This window comes from Streptomyces sp. 3330, assembly GCF_031456635.1.
GTDB lineage: Bacteria > Actinomycetota > Actinomycetes > Streptomycetales > Streptomycetaceae > Streptomyces.
Window position 1 is genome coordinate 45,219 of the sequence record NZ_JAVDVA010000008.1, and the last position, 26,511, is coordinate 71,729.

Here is a 26,511-nt window from a genome sequence, read left to right on the forward strand (position 1 = left end):
TGCCACCCCCCTCCCCGCATGGGGGAGGATGGCGGGATCCGTACGAAGGGAAAAACACGGTGAGCATCGACCCGTCCTCGATTCCGAACTTCGGGGGCCAGCCAGAGCCGCAGCCCCAGGGTGGACCGGCGGGCCCCGTCGTCCCGGATCAGGATCTCGTGAAGCAGCTCCTCGACCAGATGGAGCTGAAGTACGTCGTCGACGACGAGGGTGACCTCGCGGCGCCGTGGGAGGAGTTCCGTACGTACTTCATGTTCCGCGGCGAGGGTGACCAGGCGGTCTACTCGGTGCGGACGTTCTACGACCGGCCCCACAAGATCGACGACAAGGTGGCGCTGCTCGAGTCGATCGACGACTGGAACCGCCGCACCCTGTGGCCGAAGGTCTACACCCACACCCACGACGACGGCACCGTCCGTCTCATCGGCGAGGCGCAGCTGCTGATCGGCGCCGGGGTGAACATCGAGCTCTTCGTCTCCTCGACGGTGAGCTGGGTGCGGGCGGCGATCGAGTTCGACAAGTGGCTCGTGGAGCAGCTGGGCCTGGAGTCGGCGGTCAACGAAGCCGACGAGAAGCCCGCGGACGGCGCCGAGGGCGACAACTAGGTCCCCCCTGCCTGAGCGTCGAGCGGGCGGCCGTCCACAGCCTGTGGACGGCCGCCCGCTTCTCGTCGTCGGCGCCGTCAGCCGGCCAGCGCCTTCAGCCGGGTGGCCGCCTCCTCCAGCACGCCGACCCGCTTGCAGAACGCGAACCGCACGAAGGGCGCGCCCTCCTCACGGTGGTCGTAGAAGACGGCGTTCGGAATGGCCACCACGCCCGCCCGCTCGGGCAGCGAGCGGCAGAAGGCGAAGCCGTCGGACTCGCCGAGCGGGCGGATGTCGGTCGTGACGAAGTACGTGCCCGCCGGGCGGAAGACCGCGAAGCCCGCGTCCGCGAGCCCCGCCGCCAGCAGGTCCCGCTTGACCCGCATGTCCGCGCGGAAGTCGGCGAAGTAGCTGTCGGGCAGGGCCAGCGCCTCGGCCACCGCGTACTGGAACGGGCCGGACGACACGTACGTCAGGAACTGCTTCGCCGAGCGCACCGCCGCGACCAGTCCGGGCGCCGCCGTCACCCAGCCGACCTTCCAGCCGGTGAACGAGAACGTCTTGCCGCTCGACCCGATGGTGACCGTCCGCTCCCGCATCCCGGGCAGCGTCGCCAGCGGCACGTGCTCGGCCTCGTCGAAGACCAGGTGCTCGTACACCTCGTCCGTCACCACGAGCAGGTCCCGCTCCACCGCCAGCTCGGCGATCGCGGTCAGCTCCTCGCGGGTGAGGACCGTGCCGGTCGGATTGTGCGGGGTGTTGATCAGCAGCAGCCGGGTGCGCCCGGTGACCGCGTCGCGCAGCTCGTCCAGGTCGAGGCGGAAACGGGCCCGCTCGGGGTCCGGGCGCAGCGTGACCGGCACCCGCGTGGCGCCCGCCATCGCGATGCAGGCCGCGTAGGAGTCGTAGTACGGCTCCAGGGCGACGACCTCGTCGCCGGGCTCCAGCAGCGCGAGCAGGGTGGCGGCGATGGCCTCCGTGGCGCCCGCGGTGACCAGGACCTCGGTGTCCGGGTCGAAGGAGAGGCCGTAACGGCGGAGCTGGTGACCGGCGATCGCCGTGCGCAGCTCGGGCACGCCGGGGCCCGGCGGGTACTGGTTGCCGCGTCCGTCCCGCAGCGCCCGCACGGCCGCCTCGCGGACCTCCTCGGGGCCGTCGGTGTCGGGGAAACCCTGCCCCAGGTTGATCGCGCCGGTCGCCGCGGCCAGGGCGGACATCTCGGCGAAGATCGTCGTCCCGAACTCGGCGAGACGGCGGTTGAGGAAGGGGCGCGCGGTGGAGGTCATGCCGGTCATCCTGCGCCGAAGCTCTGGAGTTCCTCAACTCTGCTTTGGCAGCTGAGACAGGCGGGCATCCCCCGTGCACGTGGCGCTCGGGCGCCACGCGAGGCGCCCACGGGGGGCCGCTTCGGGGGACACGGAAGGAGGGTGGCGCCATGGTCTTCGGCATCATCCTGGCGGTGATCGGAATCCTGTTCGTGGTGGCCCTGGTGGCCAACGCCGGCAGGCGCGGAGCCGCGAGGCCGGCCCGCGGCGGCCGGTCGCGACGGTACAGCGCCGGCGGCGGCTCGGCCGGCGGTGGCGCCGGCTGGTGGGTCGGCGGGGGAGACGGCGGCTCCGGCGGCGGGCATCACGGAGGCCACTCCTGCGGGGGCGGCGGCTCCTCCTGCGGCGGAGGGTCGTCCTGCGGGGGCGGCGGCTCCTCCTGCGGCGGAGGCGGCGGATGCGGCGGAGGCAGCTGACACGGGGCAGCTGAGCTCCCCGCGGGGGGAGCCGCATCCGGACCGCGGGGCCCGACCCTGACCACGGGCTCCGCGGTCGTACGCGTCAGCGTGGCCGCATCGGTTACCCGCTGACGCGCCTTTCATGTGGGGCGCGTGGATGCACGCCTGGGCCGCCTGGGGTACGCCATAGTTGAACAATTGAGCTGTGGACCCCCCGAGGGATGGAAACCCCACGAAGTTGGGTAAAAACGCTGTGGAGCCACCGCAGTTCATGATTCCCTCTAAACCACCAACGCAGCCCCTCGGACCCCTGCGGACGTCCCGTGCGGACGACCTTCCGGACCGGGCCGACCGGGGCCGTTCTCCCGGCTTCGACCGGGGTGCGCCGACCTGCCCCCTCTCCTCTTTGCGTCTCCGCGGAGCCGATCCATGCTCACGACCCTCCACACCTCCTACTCCGACACGCGCGCGGCCGATCTCGCCTGGGCCCTGGGGCGTGAACCGCTGCCCGCCCTCGCCACGCTCGACCTCGAACTGTCCGCTGCCAAGGTGCACCTCAGACTGCTCGGCGCATCACACCAGGTGCTCCTGGAGGAGGAGCAGGGGACGTGTTCCGAGACCGTGGCCTGCATCCCCGGCAGCAGCACCCCGCTCCCGCTCGGCGTCGCCAAGCGGGTGGGCGACTGGGAGTACGAGTTCGCCGCGCGCGTCGAGGTGCTCTCGCCGGGCCAGTTCGCGGGCCGCGCCCAGGAACTCCTGGCCCTCGTCTCCGAGCACCCGCACGGCCTCGCCGGCGTCTTCCCCGGCAGCCCGCACGCCTTCACCGCCCTGCTCGCCCACCGCAGCGAAGGCCAGGTCCACTGGCGCACCTGGCACGCCTATCCGCAGGACGGCCAGCTGGTGGCGACCAGGACGAAGGTCGGCGTCCGGGTCCGGTCGGGCGATCCCGGCCTGCCCGTGAGCGCCTCCGCCCAGGGAGTCTGAGGCGTCGGCGGCTCAAACGTCCGCCGCGCGAACGACCCTGGATTCCACACGTGTGGGTGACGAGGGGCACCCGTGCCGTCACGTAACGTCGCAGTCGTGATCGAACCGCACGCGCCGGCGCCGCCCGGTGTCCGACCGGACCGGGAGCCGCCCCCGCAAGGGCCCGCGCGGCTTCCGGTCCGGCCGGCCACCGGGCGGTTCCTGGTCCTCGCGTGCGTCTTCGTCTGCGCGGCCTGCGGTCTCGTCTACGAACTGGAACTCGTCGCCCTCGCCTCCTACCTGATGGGCGACTCCGTCACCCAGGCCTCCGTCGTGCTGTCCGTCATGGTCTTCGCGATGGGCGTCGGCTCGCTCGCCGCCAAGCGGCTGCGCCGGTTCGCCGCGGCCGGCTTCGGCGCCCTGGAGACGACCCTCGCCCTGGTCGGCGGGTGCAGTGCCCTGGCGCTCTACGCGGTGTTCGCGTGGACCGGCGACTGGGGCGGGGTGTGGGCCCAGGGCCCCCGCGTGCTCCTCGTCGCGTTCTCGCTCGCCATCGGGGTGCTCATCGGCGCCGAGGTGCCCCTGCTCATGGAGCTCATCCAGCGCATCCGCCGCCAGGACGCGGGCGGCGCGGTGGCCGACCTGTTCGCCGCGGACTACGTGGGCGCGCTGGTGGGCGGCCTCGCCTTCCCCTTCCTGCTGCTGCCGTTCCTGGGCCAGCTGACCAGCTCCCTGCTCACCGGCGGGGTCAACGTCGTGGCCGGGGCCGCCCTGGTCCTGGGCCTCTTCCGCCGCGACCTCACCTGCCGGGCCCGCTGTCTGCTGCTCGTCGCCAACATCACCGTCCTCGGCGTCCTCGTCTCCGCCGCGGTCTTCGTCGACGACTTCGAGCGGGCGGCCCGGCAGGCGGTGTACGGGGACGACGTGCGCGTGGCGGTCCGGACCGGCGTCCAGGAGATCGTCCTCACCGGCGGCGCCGACGGCCGGTCCCTCGACCTCTACCTGGACGGCCGCCTCCGTTTCGCCGGTCACGACGAGCGGCGGTACCACGAGGCCCTGGTCCGGCCCGCGCTGAGCGGGCCCCACGCGCGCGTGCTGATCCTCGGCGGCGGCGACGGCCTGGCGGCCCGCGAGGCGCTCGGGCACCCCGGGGTGCGCCGCGTCGACGTCGTCGCGCTCGACCCCGGCCTGGTCCGGCTGGCCCGCACCGACCCGGGCCTGTCCCGTCTCAACGACGACGCCTACGGCGACCCGCGCGTCCACGTCGCCACCGAGGAGGCCTTCCGATGGCTGCGCGGGGCCCAGCCGGCGACGTACGACGTGGTCGTCGCGGATCTGCCCGACCCCGGCATGACGGCGAGCACGAAGCTCTACTCCCAGGAGTTCTACGGCCTCGCCCGGCGCGCCCTCGCCCCGGGCGGCCGTCTCGTCGTGCACGCAGGTCCGGTCGCCGGTCGGTCCCGCGCGTTCTGGACGGTCGAGGCGACGATGCGCGCGGCGGGCCTGCACACCGCGCCCTACCGGGTGGTCGGCCGTGACGCCTGCCGCACCGCGGGGCCCGACCGCGCCGACGGCGGCTCCCGGGCGCCCCGGGACTGGGGCTTCGTCCTGGCCACCGCCGCCTCTCGTCCGCCGCTGCGCCTCGACCGGCAAGGGCAGCCGCCGCGCACCCTGACCCAGGCCGAGCTGACGGCGGACGCGCGGGCGGCGGAGGCGACCCGGGTGACCGGGCTGCGGCCGTCCACGTTGGTGCATCCGCGGTACTGACCCGGCGCCCGGGAGTCTGTCACCGGCCGGAGCGCGGTGCGGCCGAATCCCGGTTTCGCCGGGTGCTTTCCGGTACCTGCTGGGTAGGCTCCGATGTCATGGAGCAAGAGGTGTTCGTTCCGGTTCCGGCCGAGCGGTTGAGGGCGGCTCTCGCAGATCCGGCGCAGGTGGCCCGGGCGGTCCCCGGGCTCCAGCAGGACGCGGGCACCGAGCCCGTCGCGGGGCGGCTGAAGGTGCGGGTCGGCGGCCACACCATCACGTACCGGGGCGCCGTGCGCGTCTCCCCGCGCGAGGACGGTTCCTACGCCGTGGAGGGCGACGCGACCGAGGTGCGCGGCAGCGGGGTGGTGAAACCCCTGCTCACGCTGTCGCTGCGGGAGACCGGGGCGGGCACGACGCTGCGCTTCGAGGGGACCGCGTCGGCGGACGGCCGGATCGCGGAGCTGCCGCCGGAGGCGGTGGACGCGGCCGTCACCCGGCTCCTGAACCGCTTCGCGGCGAACCTGGCCACGGAGGCCACCGAAGCCACCGAAGCGGCGGACGCGACAGATGCCACGGACGCGGCGGAGGCCGTGGACGCCGTGGACGACGCCGTGGACGACCTCGACGAGAACGAGGCCGAGGCCGCCGCGGGGGAGGCCGGCGACGTCGACGACGTGGACGAGGCCGACGACGTCGATCTCGCGCCGGCCTCCGCGGCCGTCTTCGAGGCGGAGGTCTCGCCCGCCGGACTCGAGGACCTCGCGGGGCCGGGAGAACCGCCCGCCGAGGCCGCGCACGCCCGCCGGACGATGATCGGGCGCAGCGCCGAGGAGGTCGACCACGCACCGCCGCGCGGGCGCTACGCCCCGGTCCCGGCCCCGCAGACCGTCGTCCCGAACAGCACGCTGCGGTGGGCCGCTCCGGCGGCCGCGCTGGTCGTGGCGTCGGCGATCGTGGTGGGCAGGGCGCTGCGCCGACGCGGCTGAGACCCGGAACGGGCGGGCCGGGAAAAGAGGTTGGCGGTGCGGCGCCCGGCCGGTAGCGTGCGCGAGGCCGTGACACCGGACGAGGAGGTGAGACCCATGAACGCTGTATCCGTGTGGGTGCTCCCCCGTTCCGTCATGGCCGGGCGACCGACGTAGGCGTCGCCGGGAGCGCCTCGGCAACCAGGCGATCCCGAGAGGCAACACCTCATGCGTTCTCTGCACTTCACCGCGGACACGTCGTCGGACGGTGTCCGCGAGCGCGACTTCACGATCGGCGAGGTCACCGGCGTGCTCCGCTCACCGGCACCCGCGCCCGCGTCCACACCCGCGTCGGCCTCCGCGTCCGCACCCGAGTCCTCCTCGACCGTGACCGGACCCGCGTCCGGCCCCGAGCGCGCGCCCCTGGTGCTGCTGGGGCACGGCGGCGGTGGGCACCGGAAGGCGCCGGCCGTGACGGGCCGTGCGCGGCTGCTCGTGACCGGTTGCGGATTCCACGTCGCCACCATCGACGCGCCCGGTCACGGCGACCGGCCGCGCTCGGCGCACGACGAGCGGGAGATCGCCGCCCTCCGGCGGGCGATGGCGCAGGGCGAGCCGGTCGGCCCGCTCGTCGTCCGGTACAACGCCCACCTCGCGGAACGTGCCGTGCCGGAGTGGCGGGCGACCCTGGACGCCCTCCAGGAGCTGCCGGAGATCGGCGCCGGAGGTCCCGTCGGGTACTTCGGCCTGCACCTGGGCACCGCGATCGGGGTGCCGCTGACGGCGGTCGAACCCCGCATCCGCGCGGCGGTCTTCGGCCTCTTCTGGCCGGACACCCTGGCCGAGGCGGCGCGACGGGTCACCGTTCCGGTCGAGTTCGCGCTCCAGTGGGACGACGAGCACATCCCGCGCGAAGCCGGTCTCGCGCTGTTCGACGCCTTCGCCTCCGCCGAGAAGACGCTGCACGCCAACGCGGGCGCGCACGCCGGACTGCCCAGGTTCGAGGCCGACAGCGCGGCCCGGTTCCTCGCCCGGCATCTCGGCCGGTCCGCCACCGCACCGGTCTGATCGTCCCAGTAGGGTCGTCCCGTGAGTGGAGAAGACATCACGCTGACCGCGGGCGACGCGGAGGTGACCGTGCAGCCGGGCAACGGCGGCCGGATCGGTGGGCTGCGGGTCGGCGGCCTCGAACTGCTGCGCCAGGGGGACCGCTTCGGGTGCTTCCCGATGGTCCCCTGGTGCGGCAGGATCCGCGACGGCCGCTTCCGGGACGGCGGCGCTGTCCGCCAGATGCCGCTCAACGCCGCGCCCCACGCCATCCACGGCACCGTCCGCGACGGCGCCTGGAAGGTGGCGCGGCGGACCGCCGCCGAGGTCGTGCTGACGTACGACCTGGTGGCACCCTGGCCCCACCCCGGCCGGGTCACCCAGGTGGTCACGCTGACCGAGGACGCCCTGAACCTCGCGATGGCCGTCGAGACGCACGGCTCGTCCTTCCCGGCGCAGATCGGCTGGCACCCCTGGTTCAACCGCAACCTGGGCGGCCCGGACGACCAGGACGTGCGGCTCTCCTTCGAGCCCGCGTGGCAGGAGGAGCGCGGCGACGACCATCTGCCGACCGGCAACCGCGTCGAGCCGAAGCCAGGCCCCTGGGACGACTGCTTCGGCATGCCCGGCGGTGTCGACGTCGGCCTCACCTGGCCGGGCCGGCTGGAGCTGAGGGTGACCAGCCCCGAGGAGTGGGTCGTCGTCTACGACGAGCAGGAGGCGGCCGTGTGCGTGGAGCCGCAGACCGGGCCGCCCGACGGCCTGAACACGCTCCCGCGCCTGGTCACGCCCCTGGAGCCGCTGGAGTCCGGGACCACCTGGCAGTGGACCCGGCTCTGAGCCCGCCCTCCCGGCTCGCTCTAAGCTGAGCAGCATGACGGACGTACGTGGCACGCTGCTGCAGCAGATCAAGGACAAGGCCGTGGTGCACGGCAAGGTGACCCTGTCGTCGGGTCTGGAGGCGGACTACTACATCGACCTCCGCCGCATCACCCTGGACGGGGAGGCCGCTCCGCTGGTCGGCCAGGTGCTGCTCGACCTGACCGCCGAGCTCGACTTCGACGCGGTGGGCGGTCTGACCATGGGCGCCGACCCGGTGGCCGGCGCCATGCTGCACGCGGCCGCCGCGCGCGGCCGGCGGCTGGACGCCTTCGTCGTCCGCAAGGCGGCGAAGGCGCACGGGCTCCAGCGGCGGGTCGAGGGCCCGGACATCAAGGGCCGTCGCGTCCTGGTCGTCGAGGACACCTCCACCACGGGCGGTTCGCCGCTCGCCGCCGTGGAGGCCGTCCGCGAGGCGGGCGCCGAGGTCGTGGCCGTGGCGACGATCGTGGACCGGGCGACCGGCGCGGACGAGAAGATCCGCGCGGGCGCGGGCGTGCCCTATCTGTTCGCCTTCTCGAAGGACGAACTGGGTCTGGACTGACGGGCCGTATCGACCCGCACGTGACCGGGTTGTGGACCAGGCATGGACCATTCGCCCAGGTCTGGAAAGATGGGGCCGACGATGACGTCGCACCCCAGGTCTAGGTCAGGGCCGTAGTACGCAGATCGACAGATCGCCAACCCGCAGATACCAAGGAGCGGACAGATGCCCATCGCAACCCCCGAGGTCTACAACGAGATGCTCGACCGGGCGAAGGCAGGCAAGTTCGCCTACCCGGCCATCAACGTGACCTCGAGCCAGACCCTGCACGCGGCACTGCGCGGCTTCGCGGAGGCCGAGAGCGACGGCATCGTCCAGATCACGACGGGTGGCGCCGAGTTCGCGGGCGGTCAGTACAGCAAGGACATGGTGACGGGCGCGCTGGCCCTCGCCGAGTTCGCGCACATCGTCGCCGAGAAGTACCCGGTCACGATCGCGCTGCACACGGACCACTGCCCGAAGGACAAGCTCGACGGGTTCGTCCGTCCGCTCCTCGCGATCTCCGAGGAGCGCGTGAAGGCCGGCCGCAACCCGCTGTTCCAGTCCCACATGTGGGACGGCTCGGCCGAGACCCTCGCCGACAACCTCACCGTCGCGCAGGAGCTGCTCGCCCGCACCGCCGCCGCCAAGATCATCCTCGAGGTGGAGATCACCCCGACGGGCGGCGAGGAGGACGGCGTCTCGCACGAGATCAACGACTCGCTGTACACGACGGTCGACGACGCGGTGCGCACCGTCGAGGCTCTGGGCCTGGGCGACAAGGGCCGCTACCTGCTGGCCGCGTCCTTCGGCAACGTGCACGGCGTGTACAAGCCGGGCAACGTCGTGCTCCGCCCCGACCTGCTCAAGGAGCTGAACGAGGGCATCGCCGCGAAGTACGGCAAGCCGGCCGGCTCCCAGCCGTTCGACTTCGTCTTCCACGGCGGCTCCGGCTCCACCCCGGAGGAGATCGCGACCGCGCTGGAGAACGGCGTCGTCAAGATGAACATCGACACGGACACGCAGTACGCCTTCACGCGTCCCGTCGCCGACCACATGTTCCGCAACTACGACGGCGTCCTGAAGGTCGACGGCGAGGTCGGTTCCAAGAAGACCTACGACCCGCGGACCTGGGGCAAGCTGGCCGAGGCGGGCATGGCCGCGCGCGTCACCGAGGCCACGCAGCACCTGCGCTCGGCGGGCCAGAAGATCAAGTAGTCCCCTGCGGCGCCTCCGGTGACACTCCGGAGGTACTACGGGTACGGGTGAGCCCGGCGTCTGTCTACGGCGCCGGGCTCGCTGTATACCTGGGGGCATGCCTGACGTCCGGTTGGCCTCGTCGCGGGGCAAGTGGATCCTGCTCACCACCGTGCTCGGCTCCAGCATGGCCCTGCTGGACTCGACCGTCGTCAACGTCGCCCTCCCGCGCATCGGCCGCGACCTGGACGCCGACCTGGCCGCCCTCCAGTGGACCGTCAACGCGTATCTGCTGACGCTGGCCGGGCTGATCCTGCTCGGCGGCTCCCTGGGCGACCACTACGGGCGGCGCAAGGTGTTCGTGATCGGGGTGGTGTGGTTCGCCGCCGCCTCGCTGCTGTGCGGCATCGCCCCGAACGCGGGCGTGCTGGTCGCCGCCCGGGCCCTGCAGGGGGTCGGCGGCGCGCTGCTCACACCGGGTTCCCTCGCGCTCATCCAGGCCTCCTTCCACCCCGACGACCGGGGGCGGGCGGTGGGCCTGTGGTCCGGGTTCGGCGGCATGGGGGCGGCCGTGGGGCCGTTCCTGGGCGGCTGGCTGGTGGACGGCCCGGGCTGGCGGTGGGTGTTCCTGCTGAACGTGCCGCTGGCGGTGGTGTGCGTGCCGGTGGCCCTGCGGCACGTGCCGGAGTCGGACGGGCGGCCGGTCCGCACCGGCGCGGCCGGCGGCGTGCCCGGGAGCGCGGCCGAGCGTCCGCACGGGCACTTCGACGTGCTGGGCGCCGTCCTGGGCGCGCTGGCGCTCGCCCTCGTCACCTACGCGCTCATCGAGGCCCGGAGCGGGCCCGTAGGGGTCGTCCTGGGGACGGCGGTCGCGGGACTGGTCGCCGGGGCCGCCTTCGTGGCGGTGGAGCGCCGCACCCCGGACCCGATGCTGCCCCTCGACATCTTCGCGTCCCGCCAGTTCACGGCCGTCAACCTGGTCACCCTGTGCGTGTACGCGGCCTTCGGCGGGTTCTTCTTCCTGTCCGCGGTCCAGCTCCAGGTCGTGGCCGGCTGGTCCGCCCTCGGGGCCGGTACGGCGCTGCTGCCGACGACCGTGCTGATGCTGCTGCTGTCCGCCCGCTCCGGTGAACTGGCCGAGCACATCGGGCCGCGGATCCCGCTCACCGTCGGCCCGCTGCTGTGCGCCGCCGGAATGCTCCTGATGCTTCGGGTCGGGCCCGGCGCCTCCTACGTCACCGACGTCCTGCCCGCCGTCCTGGTGCTGGGCTTCGGCATGGTCGCGCTGGTCGCCCCGCTCACCGCGACCGTGCTGGCCTCCGTCGACGTCGCCCGGGCCGGGGTGGCGAGCGGCGTCAACAACGCGGCGGCCCGCGCGGCAGGACTGGTCGCGGTGGCCGCGCTGCCCCTGCTGACCGGGATGAGCTCGGAGGCGTACCGCTCGGCCACCGCCTTCGACGACGCGTTCGGGCGGGCGATGGTGCTGTGCGCCGGGGTGCTGGTGGTGGGTGCGGCGGTCGCCTTCGCGACGGTGCGCCGCCCGGCGCCGGGCTGCCGCAGGCCGGAGTGCAGGACGCACGGGAGCGTGCTGGCGCCGCCTCTGGAGGGGGAGCGGACGAAGGGGCGGCTGTCCTAGGGGTGCCGCGGGTCCGACCGCTGTCCGGGTTTCCCGGGTGGCCCGGGGCCGAGGGCTTCCGGATGGCGCAGACTGGACGCATGTCCATTCACGAAAACCTCCTCGGGGGACCGCCCCCGACCCACCTCCCCGACGACCCCGAGCCGCGCGAGCTCCTGGCCAACGGCACGGCGCCCGCCGACGTCGCCGCGAAGTACCCGACGTCCTCGCTGGCCTGGGCCCAGCTCGCCGACGACGCGTTCGAGCGGGGCAGCGTGGTGGAGTCGTACGCGTACGCCCGTACGGGGTACCACCGCGGCCTGGACAGCCTGCGCCGCAACGGCTGGAAGGGCCACGGCCCGGTGCCGTGGGAGCACGAGCCGAACCGCGGGTTCCTGCGCGCCCTGCACGGCCTCGCCCGCGCCGCGCAGGCGATCGGCGAGCAGGCGGAGTGGGAGCGCTGCTCGCAGTTCCTGAAGGACTCCTCGCCGACGGCCGCCCAGACCCTGGGATAGCCGTTCGGCCGTGTGTTCCCGCGAGGCCCGTCCGGTGTGACCAGGCGGGCCTTGCGTTTTCGGGAGAGCATTGCGCAGTATGTGCCGGTGGGGACCGGGGCCCCCGTGTCGGTAACGGCAGGGGCGGACCGCTACCCGGAGTACACAACAGGAGACAGCGATGTCCCAGCAGGCTCAGCCCCGAGAGGCTTCGGAGCCCGAGACCCCGCATCTCGACTTCGCCGGCACCACGCCGTACGAGGACTACGTCAAGGCGGACGTGCTCACCCACCTCCAGCACACCCTCTCCGACGATCCCGGAGAGATGGTCTTCCTGGTCACCACCCAGGTCATGGAGCTGTGGTTCACGGTCATCGTGCACGAGTGGGAGACCGCCGCGCAGGCGCTCCGCCAGGACCGGGTGCCGGTGGCGATCGACGCGCTGAAGCGGTCCGTCCGCGAGCTGGACGCGCTGAACGCGTCCTGGCGGCCGCTCGGGCAGCTGACCCCGGCGCAGTTCAACTCGTACCGCTCCGCGCTCGGCGAGGGCTCCGGCTTCCAGTCGGCGATGTACCGCCGTATGGAGTTCCTGCTCGGCGAGAAGTCCGCGTCCATGCTGGTCCCGCACCGGGGCGCGCCCCGCGTCCACGCGGAGCTGGAGAAGGCGCTGCACGAGCCGAGCCTGTACGACGAGGTGCTGCGGCTGCTGGCCCGGCGCGGTCACGCGATCCCGTCGGCCGTCCTGGAGCGGGACGTCGCGCGCCGGTACGAGCCCTCCGCGGAGGTCGAGGCGGTCTGGACGGCCGTGTACGCGGGTGACGAGGGTGACGAGATCGCGCGCCTCGGCGAGGCCCTGACGGACGTCGCCGAGCTGGTGTGGCGCTGGCGCAACGACCACCTCGTCGCCACCCGCCGCGCGATGGGCGCGAAGGCCGGCACGGGCGGCTCGGCCGGTGTGGCCTGGCTGGAGAAGCGTGCGCAGAAGAACGTGTTCCCCGAGCTGTGGACGGCCCGGTCCCATGTCTGAGCGCCCCGGTTTCGAGCAACTCGCCTTCAAGGCGAAGGAGTTGGACGGCGGCGACGAACTGGCGGGCAAGCGCGCCCAGTTCCTCCTCGACGACGGCGTCTACCTGGACGGCAACTCGCTGGGCGCGCTGCCGCGGTCCGTCCCCGGGCACGTGGAGGACGTCGTACGGCGTCAGTGGGGCGCGCTGAGGATCCGCTCCTGGGACGAGAGCGGCTGGTGGACGGCGCCCGAGCGGATCGGCGACCGGATCGCCCCGCTGGTGGGCGCGGCGGCCGGCCAGATCGTGGTCGGCGACTCGACGAGCGTCAACGTCTTCAAGGCGCTGGTGGGCGCCGTGCGCCTGGTGGACGACGCCCGCGACGAGATCCTCGTCGACGCCACCACCTTCCCCACGGACGGTTACATCGCCGGGTCCGCGGCCCGTCTCACCGGCCGCACCCTGCGCGCCGTGACACCGGGCGAGGTGCCGGCGGCGCTGTCGGAGCGCACGGCCGCCGTGCTGCTCAACCACGTCGACTACCGCACCGGGCGGCTGCACGACCTGCCGTCGCTCACCGCCGCCGTGCACGCGGTCGGCGCGATCGCCGTCTGGGACCTGTGCCACAGCGCGGGCGCCCTGCCGGTCGGCCTCGACGAGCACGGTGTGGACCTCGCGGTCGGCTGCACCTACAAGTACCTGAACGGCGGGCCGGGTTCACCGGCGTACCTGTACGTCCGCCGCGGCCTCCAGGACCGGTTCGACTCGCCGCTGCCCGGCTGGAACTCGCACGCCGAACCCTTCGGCATGCGGGAGGCGTACGAGCCCGCGGCGGGCGCCCCGCGCGGGCGGGTCGGCACCCCGGACATCCTGTCGATGCTCGCCCTGGAGGCGGCGCTCGAGGTCTGGGACGGGGTCCCGGTCGAGGCGGTGCGGGCGAAGTCGCTGGCCCTGACGGACTTCTTCCTGGAGTGCGTCGCCGCGTACGTCCCCGAGGGGCGGGTCGAGTCGCTGACCCCGGTCCGTCACGAGGAGCGCGGCAGCCAGGTGGCGCTGCGCTGCGAGGACGCCGGCGAGGTCATGGAACGGCTGATCGGGCGCGGGATCGTCGGCGACTTCCGCCGCCCGGACGTCCTGCGCTTCGGCTTCACCCCGCTGTACGTCGGCTTCGCGGACGTGGAGCGGGCGGCGCGGGTGCTGGCGGAGGAACTGCGCTGACCCGGCGGCAACGCGCGAGGCGGGCCCGGCCGGCTGAACCGGCCGGGCCCTGCGGGCGTACCTGAGGGCAGGTCCGGAGAGTTTCCCGGCGGACGGGCCCGGCAGGGCGGCGGAACAGCAGAACCGTTCAGCCGCGCCGGTCGCCTCTCACCGAGCGTGACATCCGCGTGTCCGCGCACGTCACGGTCCTGATACCGTCCCGGCCAACGGCCGAATTCTCATCTGGTCCGCCGAATCCTCCCCCAGTGCCGAAGGCCTGGGAAGTCCCCATCGCCGCTGAGAGGTTGGAGCATGCCGGACGACGTTGTCGCAGCCCGGGCCGCCGCCGAGGAGGCGTCGGCCTTCGCGCATCCGCCCGTCGAGCCCGACGTCACCACGGCGTACGGCGATCACCCCGACCAGGTGATCGACTTCTACGTCCCGCGAGCGCAGGTCGGCCCGGGCGGGCCGGTCCCGCTCGTCGTCGTGCTGCACGGCGGGGCCTGGCGGGCGCCGTACGACCGGCGGCACATCACGCCCTTCGCGGACTACCTGGCCCAGCGCGGCTTCGCCGTGGCCAACGTGGAGTACCGGAGGGGCGCCGAGAGCCCCGCCCCGGAGGGGGCGCCCCCGCTCGCGGGACGCTGGCCGGACACCTTCGACGACGTGGCCGCGGCCCTCGACGCCCTCCCCGCCCTGGTCCGGGAGGCCGTGCCGCAGGCCGATGCCCGCCGCACGGTGCTCACCGGCCACTCGGCGGGCGGTCACCTCGCCCTGTGGGCGGCGGCCCGGCATGTGCTGCCCGCCGACGCCCCCTGGCGCACCGGCGATTCGGCCTGGCTGCGGGGCGTCGTGGCGATGGCCCCGATCGCCGACTTCGCGGTCGCCGAGAAGCTGGACGTGTGCGGCGGAGCGGTTCACCAACTCCTGGGCGGAGACGATCGGTTCGGGGAGCGTCAGCCGTACGCCGACCCCGCGCTGCTGCTGCCGACGGGCGTCGCGACGACCCTCGTGCAGGGCCGCACCGACCTGGTCGTCCCGCAGGCGGTCGCCGAGGCGTACGCGGACGCGGCGGCGAAGGCGGGCGAGGTGGTGGGCCTGACCCTCCTGGAGGACGTCGGCCACTTCCCGCTGATCGACCCGGCGGCGGACGCGTGCGCGGTCGTGGCGGAGGAGATCGCGCAGCTGGCGTGGTAGCCGCGACCCCGGATCCGGCGCGGTGAAGTCCCCTGGCTCGTACCCGTAGTACCTGAGAGCTACGTCGAAGAAGAGCTCCTCAGCGGGACGCGAACGACGGGCGCCGCTCCGTAACTTCCAAGCCGGAAGGGCCCGATGGCCGGGCGCACTGGCGGGGGAGGGGCGGGATGGCGGAGCTGCGTTTTCGCGGGAGGCGGCGCCGGGCGGGGGAGTCGCGCGGAGGGCGGCACTGGTTCCGCGCCCTGTTGGCCGTCCTCATCACGGCCGCCGTGGTCGTCCCCCTCACGGCGGCGGCGGCCCGGCCGCGCATCCCGGCCCCGCCCCCGGCCGCGCTCGCCCCGCCGACGGCGGCCACGCTGGAGCGGGCGTACGCCGCCAACCGGGCCAACGCGGCACTGGCGTCCGGGATGGCCGCCGCCCACGGAGACCGCCACCGCGCCGCCGCCGAGCGGGAGTTGGCCAGCCCTTCCCGCAAGCTGCTCTCCTTCGACGGCCGGGGTCCCGGCCGGGCCGTCGAGGTGCTGGGGGACCTCGCCCGTGCCGACCGGGTCGCCGTCCTCGTACCGGGCTCCGACACCTCGCTGGACACCTTCGGACGCTTCCGCGCGGGAGCGGCCGCACTGCACCACCGGCTCACCGGGCGGACCGGCGCCGAACCGCGCACGGCGGTGGTGGCCTGGCTCGGCTACACCACCCCCGGCACGGTCAGCGCCGCCGTGCTCACCCCGGACCGTGCCGAGGAAGCGGCCCCGGACCTGCGGGAGTTCCTGCGCGGGCTGCGCGCCGTCACCGCACCGGGTGCCCGATTCACCCTCCTGTGCCATTCGTACGGCTCGGTCGTGTGCGGCCGCGCCGCCCCGCACCTGGACGTGACGGATCTCGTCCTCCTCGGCAGCCCGGGCACGGGCGCGGAGTCGGCGGCCGGCCTGCGCACCTCCGCGCGGATCTGGGCGGCCCGGGGCGCCGGCGACTGGGTGGCCGACGTGCCCCATGTCAGCGCCGACCTGTTCGGCACGACGGTCGGCTTCGGCGCCGATCCCCTGTCCCCGTCGTTCGGCGCCCGTGTCTTCGCGGCGGGCTCCGGCGGCCACAGCGACTACTTCCGGCCGGGTTCGCCCTCCCTGGCCAACATCGCCCGGATCGTCCTCGGCGCGACCTCGGAGGTCACCGGTGCGTGAGACCCGGGAACGCGCGACCCAGGAAGGCGAGCGGGAGTCACCGGCGCCCGGGGCGCGGGGGCGTGCGGCTCAGGAACGTGGGGCCCCTGAGCGAGGGGCGCGGGAGCGGGCGCTGTTCGGGCTCCGGCGGGCCGCCGCCCGGATCGACGCCGCCACGCCGCCGGGGCGCGACCGGGCCGTGGACGCCCTGCGGGCACTGGCGATCCTCGGTGTCGTCCTCGGCCACTGGCTGGTGACGGCGCTCGTCGCCGACGGCGGAACCCTGCGGGCCGCGAGCCCGCTGGGGCCCATGCCCCGGCTGGCCCCGGTGTCGTGGATGTTCCAGACCCTCGCCGTCTTCTTCATGGTGGGCGGCCATGTGGCGACCCGGAGCCTCGCCTCGGCCCGCGCGCGGGGCGGGAGCTACCGCGCGTGGCTCGGCACCAGGCTGGCGCGGCTGTTCGTGCCGGTCGCCGCCCTCCTGGCCGTGTGGACGGTCGCCGCGATCGGTCTCCTGCTCGGCGGCGCGTCCTTCGTCACCGTGCACACCGTGGTCAAACTGGCGCTGTCCCCTCTCTGGTTCCTGCTGGTCTTCGCCCTGCTGACGGCCGCGACCCCGCTGCTGGTCCGGCTCAACCCGCTGTGGCCGCTGGCCGTCGTCCTCCATGTGGACCTGGTGCGCTTCGGGCCGGGCGGCCCGTCGTGGCTGGGCTGGGTGAACGTGCTGGCGGGCTGGCTGGTGCCGTACACCGTGGGCGCGGCCTGGACCCGCGGTGAGCTGGAGCGGCCCCGCGCGGGCCGGCTGCTGCTGGTCGGCGGGGCGGTCGCGACGGCGCTGCTCGTCGGCCTGGGGGGATACCCGGCGTCGATGGTGGGCGTGCCGGGCGCCGCGGTGTCCAACCTCGACCCGCCCACGCTGGCCGCCGTCACGTTCGGCCTCGCCCAGTGCGGACTGGCACTGCTGCTGCGCGACCGGCTGCGTCGGGTCATGCGCGGACCTCTGGCCTGGGCGGCGGTCGCGCTGGTCAACCTCTCGGCGATGACGGTGTTCCTCTGGCACCAGACGGCCATGATGGCGACCACCGCGACAGCCCTGTTCGCGGGCCGGCTGCCCGGCCTGCACACCGTCCCCGACGGGCCGGGATGGGTGGCGGCCCGGCTGCTGTGGCTGCCGGCCTTCGCCCTGGTGCTGGGGGTGTGCCGGGCGGCGTTCCACGCCTGTGAACGCGGGCCGCGCCGCCCCGGCGGCCGCGCGTCCCGGGTGATCCGCGTCCACCACCGTTCCGGCCGGACGGAGCCGAAGGAGGCGCCCGATGCCTAGGGTTGAGCCCGTGAACGGCGATGAGGGCAGCACCCCGACCGAGCGCGCCGTCCTCGTACCCACCGGCCGGGCCCGCTTCCCGCGCTCGCCCGGACCCGTGGGCGCCGACTCCGGCGGATCACGCTCCGCCGGGCCCGCCCCGCGCCGGCTCGCGCTCCGCCACCGGGCAAGGCGCCTGCTGCGGCTGCTCGGGTACGTGGTGGTGTGCTGGGCCTCCCTGGGGATCGCGCTCACCGCCACGGATCAGATGGGCCGCTACGACCTGGGCACGGAGCTGGGGGTGGTGACCGGGTTCGCGCAGGGCGCGGCCGTGGTCCTCGCCCTGTGGCGGCCGGGGCCCGCGTGGGCGCTGTCCCTGGCCGGCACCGTGGTCGCCGCGGTGGCCGCGCGCCCGGAGCTTCAGGGGCACCCCCTGCCGGGTCCCAGCTGGCCCTGGAACATCCCCGAAGTCCTCGCCCACGCCGCCGTGCTCCTGTTCCTCGCCCTGCGGACGCGCACCCGGGTGTCGCTCGCGGCACTCGCCGCCACCGTCCTGACGACCTGGGTGGTCCAGGGCCTGATCGGCGGGGCGACCTACACCTCGACCGGGGTCACCGCGGTCGCGATCTTCGGGGCCGTGGTGCTCGTCGGCACCGCGTTCCGGGGTCTCGGCGAGGCCCGCACCCAGCTCGTCGAGCAGGAGACGATCACCGCCGAGGAACGCGCCCGCCGCACCCTGCTGGAGGAGCGCAACCGGATCGCGCGCGAACTGCACGACGTGGTCGCCCACCACATGTCGGTGATCTCCATCCAGGCCCAGGTCGCCCCGCACCTGGTGGAGAACCCGTCCGAGGAGCTGAAGGAGAACCTCGCCGGCATCCGGCAGAACGCCCTGGAGGCGCTCGCCGAGCTGCGCCGGGTGCTCGGGGTGCTGCGCTCGGAGAACCCCGAGGACCCCTACGGACTCGGCGCGGCCGGCACCGGGGCCGCCCCGGACACCCCGCAGCCCACGCTCGACCGCCTCGACGCCCTGATGGAGAACACCCGCGCCGCGGGGCTCGACGTGGTCGCCACCGTCGAGGGCGAGGCGCCCGTGTATCCGCCGGGCGTGCAGCTGTCCGCGTACCGGATCGTCCAGGAGGCGCTGAGCAACGCCCTGCGGCACGCGCCGGGTTCCCGGGTCCGGGTGCGGGTCACCCACGATGCCCGTGGGCTCTACCTGGAGGTCGTCAACTCCCGCCCGTGCGCACCCGTGCCGCCGTCCCCGGGAGCGGGGCACGGTCTGCTCGGGATGCGTGAGCGGGCGGCGATGCTGGGCGGCCAGGTCCACGCTCATCCGACCCTGCACGGCGGCTTCGCGGTGTCGGCGTTCCTCCCGCGGGACGGCGTGGACGCTCCGGACGCCCTCCGCTCCGGAGAGGACTCCGCGGACTCCGGCACCCCCGCGGCCCTGGACCTCGTCTTCCCCGACGACCTGACCGACCCGACGGACCTGATCGACCTGATCGACCTGACAGACCCGACGGGCCTGACCGGCCTGGACGCCGGGGACAGCCCGGCCGACCTGGCCGCCCTGCCCACCCTGGCCGACAGCGCCGACAGCGCCGACAGCGGCGGCCGGGGCGGCCGGGACGATGTGCACGAGGCGGGCGCTCCGCCCCCGACAGGAGAAGGAACACCATGACGACCGGCGGCACCATCCGCGTACTGATCGCCGACGACCAGGAGATGGTCCGGCAGGGCTTCACCGTGCTGCTCAACGCCCACCCGGGCATCGAGGTGATCGGACAGGCGGTACACGGCCTGGACGCGGTCGCCAAGGTCGACGAACTCGTGCCGGACGTCGTGCTGATGGACATTCGCATGCCCGAACTCGGCGGCATCGACGCCACGCACCGCATCACTCTCGCGCATCCGCACGTCAAGGTGCTGGTGCTCACCACCTTCGACCTGGACGAGTACGTGTACGACGCGCTGCGGGCCGGGGCCTCCGGCTTCCTGCTGAAGGACGCCTCCGCGGACCGGCTCGCCGAGGCGGTCCGGGTGGTGGCGGCGGGCGACGCCCTGCTCGCGCCCGTCATCACCCGCAAGCTGATCGCCGAGTTCTCCCGTCTCGACGGCAGGCCCAGAGCCCCGCTGAAGGAGCGGGTCGGCGATCTGACCGAGCGCGAGACGGAGGTGCTCACCCTGATCGCGCAGGGCCTGTCCAACGCGGAGATCGCCGACCACCTCTTCGTCGCCGAGCAGACCGTGAAGACCCACGTGGGTCGCATCCTGGTGAAACTGGGGCTGCGGGACCGGACCCAGGCCGCGGTGTTCGCGTACGAGTCGGGGCTGGTGAGACCGTCGGGGTACTGAGCGCCGGCGGCCCGGCGGCCCCCGGTCGGCGGCACCCGGCGGCTTCCCGTCGGACCCGTAGTACTTGAGAGGGATCCGTACGAACCCCTCTCACTGGTGACGACCGGGAACCCCTCCTCCGCATACGGTTCTGAACGTGACAGAGACGACGCAGACGCACACCACGCGCCCGGATGACCCGGACGACTCCTACGAGGCCTACCGGCCCCGCAGCCCGGAGTTCCGGGCGGCCGTGGACGCCCTGCGCGGCCTGCGGGAGGACCTCTTCCACGACGCGTTCGCCTACCGTCCGCTGCCCCGAAAGGAGTCCGCCGGCCGAGTCCTGGGCCGCATGAAGGGCCGCAGGCGTGAGTACGCGGCCTGGTCGCGGCACACGGTGGTCGGGGCGGCCGGAGCCGTGGCGATGCTGATCGCCTGGGCGGACGCGGGGGGCAGCGGCGTGGGCCTCCTGGCGGGCCTGCTCGCCCTGACCCCGGTGCTGCTGACGCTGGTGCGGCCGGTCGGCGCGTTCTGGCTGTCGCTCGCGGGGACCACCGTCGTCGCCGTCATCGGCACCACGTACTCGGAGTGGCCCTGGCTGCCGGGCAGCTTCACCGCCCACCTGATCGTGCTGACGGTCGTGGCGATACGCACCCGCCCGCGCACAGCGGCGTGGATGTGGATGCTGACGGCGGCCTACGGCTTCATCGCCGAGACCGTCTTCGGCTGGGGCCACTACTACACGAACGTCGCGCCCATGCTGGTCTTCTCGGCGATCCTCCTCCTCGCCGTCACCGTCTGGCACATCCGCCGGCAGGCCGAGGAGAAGGTCACGGCCCAGGAGACGGTGACCGCGCACGAGCGCTCCCGCCGCACCCTGCTGGAGGAGCGCACCACGATCGCCCGTGAGCTGCACGACGTCGTGGCCCACCACATGTCGGTGGTCGCGATCCAGGCCGAGGCCGCCCCCTACCGGGTGGAGAATCCGCCGCCGGAGCTGGAGAACGCGTTCGCCACCATCCGGGAGAACGCGGTGGCGGCTCTCACCGAGCTGCGCCGGGTCCTCGGCGTGGTCCGCGCCGAGGACTACGAGGTCCCCGACGCCCCGCAGCCCACGCTCGCCGAACTGGACAGGCTGCTCGCCAACGTGCGGGAGACGGGCCTGGAGGTGGAGAAGACGGTCACCGGCGCGGTGCGCGAACTGCCTCAGGGCGTGGAGCTGTCGGCGTACCGGATAGTCCAGGAGGCGCTGAGCAACACCCTGCGCCATGCCCCCGGGGCGGGCGCCCGGGTGGAGATCGGCTACGTGCTGGGCGGCCTGGGCCTGCGGATAGTCAACGGCCCACCGCCGAACCCGTCCCTGATCAAGCCCTCACCCGGCGCCGGCCACGGCATCACCGGTATGCGGGAGAGAGTCAGCATGCTGAACGGCGAGATGACGGCGGAGCCGACCCCCGCGGGCGGCTACGAGGTGACGGTGTTCCTGCCGGTGCCCGCCGCGAGCGAGAGTGGAACATGACGATCCGCGTACTGATCGCCGACGACCAGATGATGGTGCGCGAGGGCTTCTCGGTCCTGCTGAACGCGATGCCGGACATCGAGGTCGTGGGCGAGGCGGTCAACGGCCGGGAGGCGGTCGACCGGGTCCGCGAACTCGCGCCCGACGTCGTCCTGATGGACATCCGGATGCCGGAGCTGAACGGCATCGAGGCGACGCGCGAGATCGTCTCCGCGGACAGCTCGGCGAAGGTCCTGGTCCTGACGACCTTCGACCTGGACGAGTACGTCTACCAGGCGCTGCGCGCGGGTGCCTCGGGCTTCCTCCTGAAGGACGCGTCGGCCCGCCAACTGGCCGACGGGGTGAGGGTGGTGGCAGCAGGGGAGGCCCTTCTGGCCCCGTCCGTCACCAGGCGCCTGATCACGGAGTTCTCCAAGCTGTCCGACACCCCGCGCCTGTCGCCGACCGCGCAGGCGGCCTACGGCGACCTGACCGAACGGGAGACGGAGGTGCTGGTCCTCATCGCCCAGGGCCTGTCGAACCTGGAGATAGCCGGCCGGCTGGTGGTCGCGGAGTCGACCATCAAGACCCACGTGAGCCGGATCCTGGTCAAACTGGGCCTGCGGGACCGCACCCAGGCGGCGGTCTTCGCCTACGAGGCCCGACTGGTGACACCGGGCTAGAGGGGCCACCGGGGCGGGGCGCACGCGGGTCCGGGGTGTACGCGGGCCCGGGACGCGCGCCGGGCCAGGACGCGGGCCGGGCCAGGACGTGGGCCGGGCCAGGACGTGGGCCGGGCCAGGACGTGGGCCGGGCCAGGACGCGGGCCGGGCCAGGACGCGCGCCGGGTCGGGGACGCGCGCCGGGCCAGGACGTGGGCCGGGTCCGGGACGTACGCCCGCCAAGACCCCCTGGTCAGGAGTGCGTCCAGCGGCTAGCGTCCGTTCATGGCAGTAGTTGACGCTCTCTCGTTCGACCCTTGGGATCCCGCGTTCGTCGCGGACCCCTACCCGGCCTACGCCGAGCTCCGGGAGCGGGGGCGGGTGATCTACTACGAGCCGACGGACCAGTGGCTGGTGCCGCGGCACGCGGACGTCTCGGCGCTGCTGCGGGAGCGACGGCTCGGGCGGACGTATCAGCACCGGTTCACGCACGAGGACTTCGGGCGGACGGCGCCCCCGGCCGAGCAGGAGCCGTTCCACACGCTCAACGATCACGGGATGCTCGACCTGGAGCCGCCCGACCACACCCGGATCAGGCGGCTGGTGTCGAAGGCGTTCACCCCGCGCACGGTGGAGCGGCTGAAGCCGTACGTGCAGCGGCTGGCCGGGGAGCTGGTGGACCGGCTGGTGGCGGCGGGCGGGGGCGATCTGCTCAGCGACGTCGCCGAGCCGCTGCCCGTCGCGGTGATCGCGGAGATGCTGGGCATCCCGGAGTCGGACCGGGGGCCGCTCAGGCCCTGGTCGGCGGACATCTGCGGGATGTACGAGCTCAGCCCGTCGGAGGAGACCGCGCAGCGGGCGGTGCGGGCCTCCGTCGAGTTCTCCGACTATCTGCGGGAGCTCATCGCCGCGCGGCGCAAGGAGCCCGGCGACGATCTCATCTCCGGTCTCATCGCCGCGCACGACGAGGGCGACCGGCTCACCGAGCAGGAGATGATCTCGACCGCCGTGCTGCTGCTCAACGCGGGGCACGAGGCGACCGTGAACGCCACCGTCAACGGCTGGTGGGCGCTCTTCCGGAACCCGGGGCAACTGGCCGCGCTGCGCGCCGACCACTCGCTCGTCCCCACCGCAGTCGAGGAGCTGATGCGGTACGACACCCCGCTCCAGCTCTTCGAGCGGTGGGTGCTCGACGACATCGAGATCGACGGCACCACCGTGCCCCGGGGAGCCGAGATCGCCATGCTCTTCGGGTCGGCGAACCACGACCCGGCGGTCTTCGCCGACCCGGAGCGTCTCGACCTCGGCCGCCCGGACAACCCGCACATCTCCTTCAGCGCGGGCATCCACTACTGCATCGGCGCCCCGCTGGCCCGCATCGAGCTCGCCGCCTCGATGACGGCCCTGCTGGAACGGGCCCCCACCCTGGCCCTCGCGGCCGAGCCCCGGCGCAAGCCGAACTTCGTGATCCGGGGACTGGAGGGGCTCAGCGTGACCGTCTGAGACGTGAGCCTCCGATACGTGGGCTTCCGCTACGTGAGCTTCCGAGACGTGACCCTCGGGGACGTGAGCCTCCTGACCCTCTGAGACGGCGTCCCAGGCGGACGGACCCGGCCCACAGCGCCAGGCCCGCGGCGGTCCCGCCCAGCAGGGCGAGCGGCAGTTCCGCGTAGAGGACACGCCAGTCGGGTGCCTGCTCGAAGCGCCAGAAGCGGCCGCGGACGCCGACGGACCACACCGCCAGTCCCGCGCCCCAGCCGAGCGCCATGGCGAGGCAGCCACCGGCGGCCTGCATGCGTTGTCCCATGCCAGGGACGGACGCGCGCCGGCCGCCCCGGGTTCCCACCCGGCCTCGACCGGAGCGCCCGCGACCGGGATCCCCCACCGCCCCACCCGCCACGGCCGCCCCACCCGCCACGGCGGCCCTGGCCGATCCGCAGGCCCCCTACGTCGTCATGTCCCGTCGTCGCAGAGCCGCCAGACCCGCGGCCGTCAGTGCCGCCGCCACGCCGGTGAGCGTGAGCACCGGACCCCACTCCATCGAGCCGCCCGGCAGCTTGGGCAGGTGGCCGAAGGGGGAGAGGTCCAGGACGGCCTGGGGGGCGTCCAGCGCCGGGCCGATCCAGCCGATGAGCAGGATCGCGACCGCCACCCCCCACGCGGCCGGCGCCAGCCGCGGGGCGGCGCCGTACAGCAGGACGGCCAGGCCGCCGACCAGCCAGATCGCCGGGAGCTGCACCAGACAGGCGCCCAGGATCGGCAGGATCTCCTTGCCGTAGCCCGCCGCGAAGCCCAGCCCGGCCAGGAGCATGATCAGGGTGGCGCCGCCGAAGGCGGTCAGGAGGTGACCGGCCGCCCAGCGCAGTCGGCCCACCGCGTTCGCCAGGACCGGCTCCGCGCGGCCGGACGTCTCCTCGCCGTGCAGCCGGAGCACGGACGCCACGATGTACAGGGCCGCGATCAGGCCGAGCATGCCGATCATCGAGGCGAGGAACGCGTCCGTCAGGTCCGACCGGCCGCCCATCCGCTCGAAGATCTCGCGGGCCTTGTCGTTGTCGGCGACCAGGTCGGCCGCGCCCTCGGTGAGTCCGCCGTACACCACCCCCGCGAGGAAGAAGCCGACGCTCCAGCCCAGCACGGCGCCGCGCTGCAGCCGCCAGGCCAGCGCGGCGGCCGAGGCCAGGCGGCCCGCAGCCGGTCCGGGGCGGGTGGGCAGGAAGCTCATCCCGACGTCCCGGCGGCCGGCCAGCCCGTACGCCAGCGCGCCCTGCGCCACGACCGCCGCCGCGAACAGGCCCGGCACCCACCACCGTTCGTCCGCGAACGCCCGCAGGTTCTCCAGCCAGCCGAGCGGGGACAGCCAGGTCAGCGCCGACGAGCCGTCGTCGGTCGACGAGTCGCCCGCCGCCCGCAGGACGAAGGCCGCGCCCAGCACCGCCGCCGTCAGTCCCCGGGCCAGTCGCGCGCTCTCGGTGAGCTGCGCGAGGACCGCCGCCGCCGTGGCGAACACCATGCCCACCCCGGCGAGCCCGAGGCCGAACGCGACCGCGCCGGCCGCTCCCCGGCCCGCCAGGCCCGCCGTCACCAGCAGGGCCAGTACGGCGTTGGCGACGCCCGCCGCGAGCAGGGCCGCCGTCAGGGAGGCGCGGCGGCCGACCATGCCGGACGCGACGAGTTCCTGACGGCCGCTCTCCTCCTCGTCACGGGTGTGCCGTACGACGATCAGCAGGCTCGTCACGGCGGCGAGCACGCCCGCGTACACGCCCACCCGCCAGGCCGTCAGCGCGCCGAGCGAGTCGTCGAAGACGGGGCCGATCAGGGCCCGCAGGGAGGCGTTGGTCTCCAGCTGCCGCAGCAGGTCGGCCCGCTCGGCCGGGGTGCCGTAGAGGCTCTTGAGCGTGTTCGGCATGGAGAGGACCATCAGGGTGTTCACGGCCACCCAGACGGGGATCAGTACCCGGTCGCGGCGCAGCGCGAAGCGCAGGAGCGGGCCGGTGCCCGCCAGCGTGGTCATGCCCGGGTCTCCTGGTAGTGCCGCAGGAACAGCTCCTCCAGCGTCGGCGGCGACGACCTCAGCGACCGTACGCCCGAGTCCGCCAACGACCGCAGTACGGCGTCGAGTTTGTCGGTGTCGACGTGCAGCTTCACGTGTTTTCCCTGTACGTCGAGGTCGTGCACGCCCGGCAGATGGGCCAACCCGTTGGGGGAGTGGGCGAGTTCGGCCGTCACGCTGGTCCTCGTCAGGTGGCGCAAGTCGGCCAGCGAGCCCGTCTCCACCGTGCGGCCCCTGCGGATGATGCTGACGCGGTCGCACAGTTCCTCCACCTCGCTGAGGATGTGGGAGGACAGCAGGATCGTCCGGCCGCGGTCCCGTTCCTCCCGTACGCAGCGCTGGAAGACCTCCTCCATGAGGGGGTCCAGGCCCGAGGTCGGCTCGTCCAGGATCAGCAGGTCGACGTCGGAGGCGAACGCGGCCACCAGGGCGACCTTCTGGCGGTTGCCCTTGGAGTACGTGCGGCCCTTCTTGGTGGGGTCCAGTTCGAAGCGGTCGATCAGGTCGGCGCGGCGGGCCGTGTCCAGGCCGCCGCGCAGCCTGCCGTACAGGTCGATGACCTCGCCGCCGGAGAGGTTGCGCCACAGGGTCACGTCGCCGGGGACGTACGCGATGCGGCGGTGTGCCTCGACCGCGTCGGTCCACGGGTCGCGGCCGAGGACCGACGCGGCGCCGGAGTCGGCGCGCAGCAGGCCGAGCAGGACGCGGATGGTGGTGGACTTGCCGGCGCCGTTGGGGCCGAGGAAGCCGTGCACCTCGCCGGTCTCGACCTCCAGGTCGAGACCGTCCAGTGCGTGGGCGCGGCCGAAGGACTTGTGCAGTCCGGACACCGAGATGGCCTTCGTCATGGCACCGAACGTACGCTTC

24 protein-coding genes are annotated in these 26,511 nt (G+C 73.7%); 21 read left to right on the top strand and 3 right to left on the bottom strand.

The window, feature by feature from the left end; all coding sequences use genetic code 11:
- Positions 1 to 59 precede the first annotated feature (59 nt).
- Positions 60 to 605 (top strand): YbjN domain-containing protein, encoded by a 546-nt coding sequence (locus J2X68_RS15560; protein WP_310433129.1) that lies wholly within the window; start codon positions 60 to 62, stop codon positions 603 to 605.
- Positions 606 to 682: 77 nt separating this feature from the next.
- Here the strand turns inward: J2X68_RS15560 and J2X68_RS15565 are convergent, their stop codons facing one another.
- Positions 683 to 1,879: a pyridoxal phosphate-dependent aminotransferase gene (locus tag J2X68_RS15565; protein WP_310433130.1), complete on the bottom strand. Its 1,197-nt coding sequence runs from the start codon at positions 1,877 to 1,879 to the stop codon at positions 683 to 685.
- Between the two features lie 140 nt (positions 1,880 to 2,019).
- Here J2X68_RS15565 and J2X68_RS15570 point away from each other — a divergent pair, with 140 nt between their 5' ends.
- From J2X68_RS15570 to J2X68_RS15665, 20 genes are all read left to right on the top strand, one after another.
- The gene (locus J2X68_RS15570) at positions 2,020 to 2,325 is read left to right on the top strand and encodes a hypothetical protein (protein ID WP_310433131.1); all 306 of its coding nucleotides are present in this window, start codon (positions 2,020 to 2,022) and stop codon (positions 2,323 to 2,325) included.
- Positions 2,326 to 2,736: 411 nt separating this feature from the next.
- Complete coding sequence (locus J2X68_RS15575; protein WP_310433132.1) at positions 2,737 to 3,291, top strand: DUF2617 family protein; 555 nt, start codon at positions 2,737 to 2,739, stop codon at positions 3,289 to 3,291.
- Positions 3,292 to 3,387: 96 nt separating this feature from the next.
- Positions 3,388 to 5,037, top strand: coding sequence for a polyamine aminopropyltransferase (locus J2X68_RS15580; protein ID WP_310433133.1), 1,650 nt, complete (start codon positions 3,388 to 3,390; stop codon positions 5,035 to 5,037).
- Positions 5,038 to 5,135: 98 nt separating this feature from the next.
- Entirely contained in the window at positions 5,136 to 6,005 is an 870-nt protein-coding gene (locus J2X68_RS15585) for an SRPBCC domain-containing protein (protein ID WP_310433134.1), read from the top strand.
- A 207-nt stretch (positions 6,006 to 6,212) separates the two neighbouring features.
- Positions 6,213 to 7,052, top strand: a complete 840-nt coding sequence (locus J2X68_RS15590; RefSeq protein ID WP_310433135.1) for an alpha/beta hydrolase — start codon at positions 6,213 to 6,215, stop codon at positions 7,050 to 7,052.
- Between the two features lie 21 nt (positions 7,053 to 7,073).
- The gene (locus J2X68_RS15595; protein ID WP_310433136.1) at positions 7,074 to 7,871 is read left to right on the top strand and encodes an aldose 1-epimerase; all 798 of its coding nucleotides are present in this window, start codon (positions 7,074 to 7,076) and stop codon (positions 7,869 to 7,871) included.
- A gap of 34 nt (positions 7,872 to 7,905) precedes the next feature.
- Positions 7,906 to 8,454 carry an orotate phosphoribosyltransferase gene (gene pyrE, locus J2X68_RS15600; protein WP_310433137.1) on the top strand — a complete coding sequence of 183 codons (549 nt, stop codon included), beginning with the start codon at positions 7,906 to 7,908 and terminating at the stop codon, positions 8,452 to 8,454.
- Between the two features lie 165 nt (positions 8,455 to 8,619).
- Entirely contained in the window at positions 8,620 to 9,651 is a 1,032-nt protein-coding gene (gene fbaA / locus J2X68_RS15605; protein ID WP_310433138.1) for a class II fructose-bisphosphate aldolase, read from the top strand.
- Between the two features lie 97 nt (positions 9,652 to 9,748).
- Positions 9,749 to 11,266, top strand: a complete 1,518-nt coding sequence (locus J2X68_RS15610; protein WP_310433139.1) for an MFS transporter — start codon at positions 9,749 to 9,751, stop codon at positions 11,264 to 11,266.
- Between the two features lie 80 nt (positions 11,267 to 11,346).
- On the top strand, positions 11,347 to 11,760 hold the full coding sequence (locus J2X68_RS15615; RefSeq protein ID WP_020129192.1) for a DUF3151 domain-containing protein: 414 nt from the start codon (positions 11,347 to 11,349) through the stop codon (positions 11,758 to 11,760).
- A gap of 160 nt (positions 11,761 to 11,920) precedes the next feature.
- Positions 11,921 to 12,766: a tryptophan 2,3-dioxygenase family protein gene (locus J2X68_RS15620; RefSeq protein WP_310433140.1), complete on the top strand. Its 846-nt coding sequence runs from the start codon at positions 11,921 to 11,923 to the stop codon at positions 12,764 to 12,766.
- Positions 12,759 to 13,961, top strand: coding sequence for a kynureninase (gene kynU, locus J2X68_RS15625; RefSeq protein WP_310433141.1), 1,203 nt, complete (start codon positions 12,759 to 12,761; stop codon positions 13,959 to 13,961). The genes J2X68_RS15620 and kynU overlap by 8 nt, the downstream gene beginning before the upstream one ends.
- Before the next feature lie 291 nt (positions 13,962 to 14,252).
- Positions 14,253 to 15,137: an alpha/beta hydrolase gene (locus J2X68_RS15630; protein WP_310433142.1), complete on the top strand. Its 885-nt coding sequence runs from the start codon at positions 14,253 to 14,255 to the stop codon at positions 15,135 to 15,137.
- A 167-nt stretch (positions 15,138 to 15,304) separates the two neighbouring features.
- The gene (locus tag J2X68_RS15635; RefSeq protein WP_310433143.1) at positions 15,305 to 16,315 is read left to right on the top strand and encodes an alpha/beta hydrolase; all 1,011 of its coding nucleotides are present in this window, start codon (positions 15,305 to 15,307) and stop codon (positions 16,313 to 16,315) included.
- Positions 16,316 to 16,427: 112 nt separating this feature from the next.
- Positions 16,428 to 17,615: an acyltransferase gene (locus J2X68_RS15640; protein ID WP_310433340.1), complete on the top strand. Its 1,188-nt coding sequence runs from the start codon at positions 16,428 to 16,430 to the stop codon at positions 17,613 to 17,615.
- Between the two features lie 10 nt (positions 17,616 to 17,625).
- Positions 17,626 to 19,278, top strand: coding sequence for a sensor histidine kinase (locus J2X68_RS15645; RefSeq protein WP_310433144.1), 1,653 nt, complete (start codon positions 17,626 to 17,628; stop codon positions 19,276 to 19,278).
- Positions 19,275 to 19,952, top strand: a complete 678-nt coding sequence (locus J2X68_RS15650; protein WP_310433145.1) for a response regulator transcription factor — start codon at positions 19,275 to 19,277, stop codon at positions 19,950 to 19,952. The genes J2X68_RS15645 and J2X68_RS15650 overlap by 4 nt, the downstream gene beginning before the upstream one ends.
- Positions 19,953 to 20,088: 136 nt before the next feature.
- On the top strand, positions 20,089 to 21,450 hold the full coding sequence (locus J2X68_RS15655) for a histidine kinase (RefSeq protein ID WP_310433146.1): 1,362 nt from the start codon (positions 20,089 to 20,091) through the stop codon (positions 21,448 to 21,450).
- Positions 21,447 to 22,112 carry a response regulator transcription factor gene (locus J2X68_RS15660; RefSeq protein ID WP_310433147.1) on the top strand — a complete coding sequence of 222 codons (666 nt, stop codon included), beginning with the start codon at positions 21,447 to 21,449 and terminating at the stop codon, positions 22,110 to 22,112. Before J2X68_RS15655 ends, J2X68_RS15660 begins: the two co-directional genes overlap by 4 nt.
- A 264-nt stretch (positions 22,113 to 22,376) precedes the next feature.
- Entirely contained in the window at positions 22,377 to 23,594 is a 1,218-nt protein-coding gene (locus J2X68_RS15665) for a cytochrome P450 (RefSeq protein ID WP_310433148.1), read from the top strand.
- Between the two features lie 442 nt (positions 23,595 to 24,036).
- Here J2X68_RS15665 and J2X68_RS15670 read toward each other — a convergent pair whose 3' ends face one another.
- Together J2X68_RS15670 and J2X68_RS15675 are read right to left on the bottom strand one after the other, a co-directional pair.
- Positions 24,037 to 25,605, bottom strand: coding sequence for an ABC transporter permease (locus J2X68_RS15670; protein WP_310433149.1), 1,569 nt, complete (start codon positions 25,603 to 25,605; stop codon positions 24,037 to 24,039).
- A complete protein-coding gene (locus J2X68_RS15675) occupies positions 25,602 to 26,492 on the bottom strand; it encodes an ABC transporter ATP-binding protein (RefSeq protein WP_310433150.1) in 891 nt (296 codons plus the stop codon). Before J2X68_RS15675 ends, J2X68_RS15670 begins: the two co-directional genes overlap by 4 nt.
- Positions 26,493 to 26,511 lie beyond the last annotated feature (19 nt).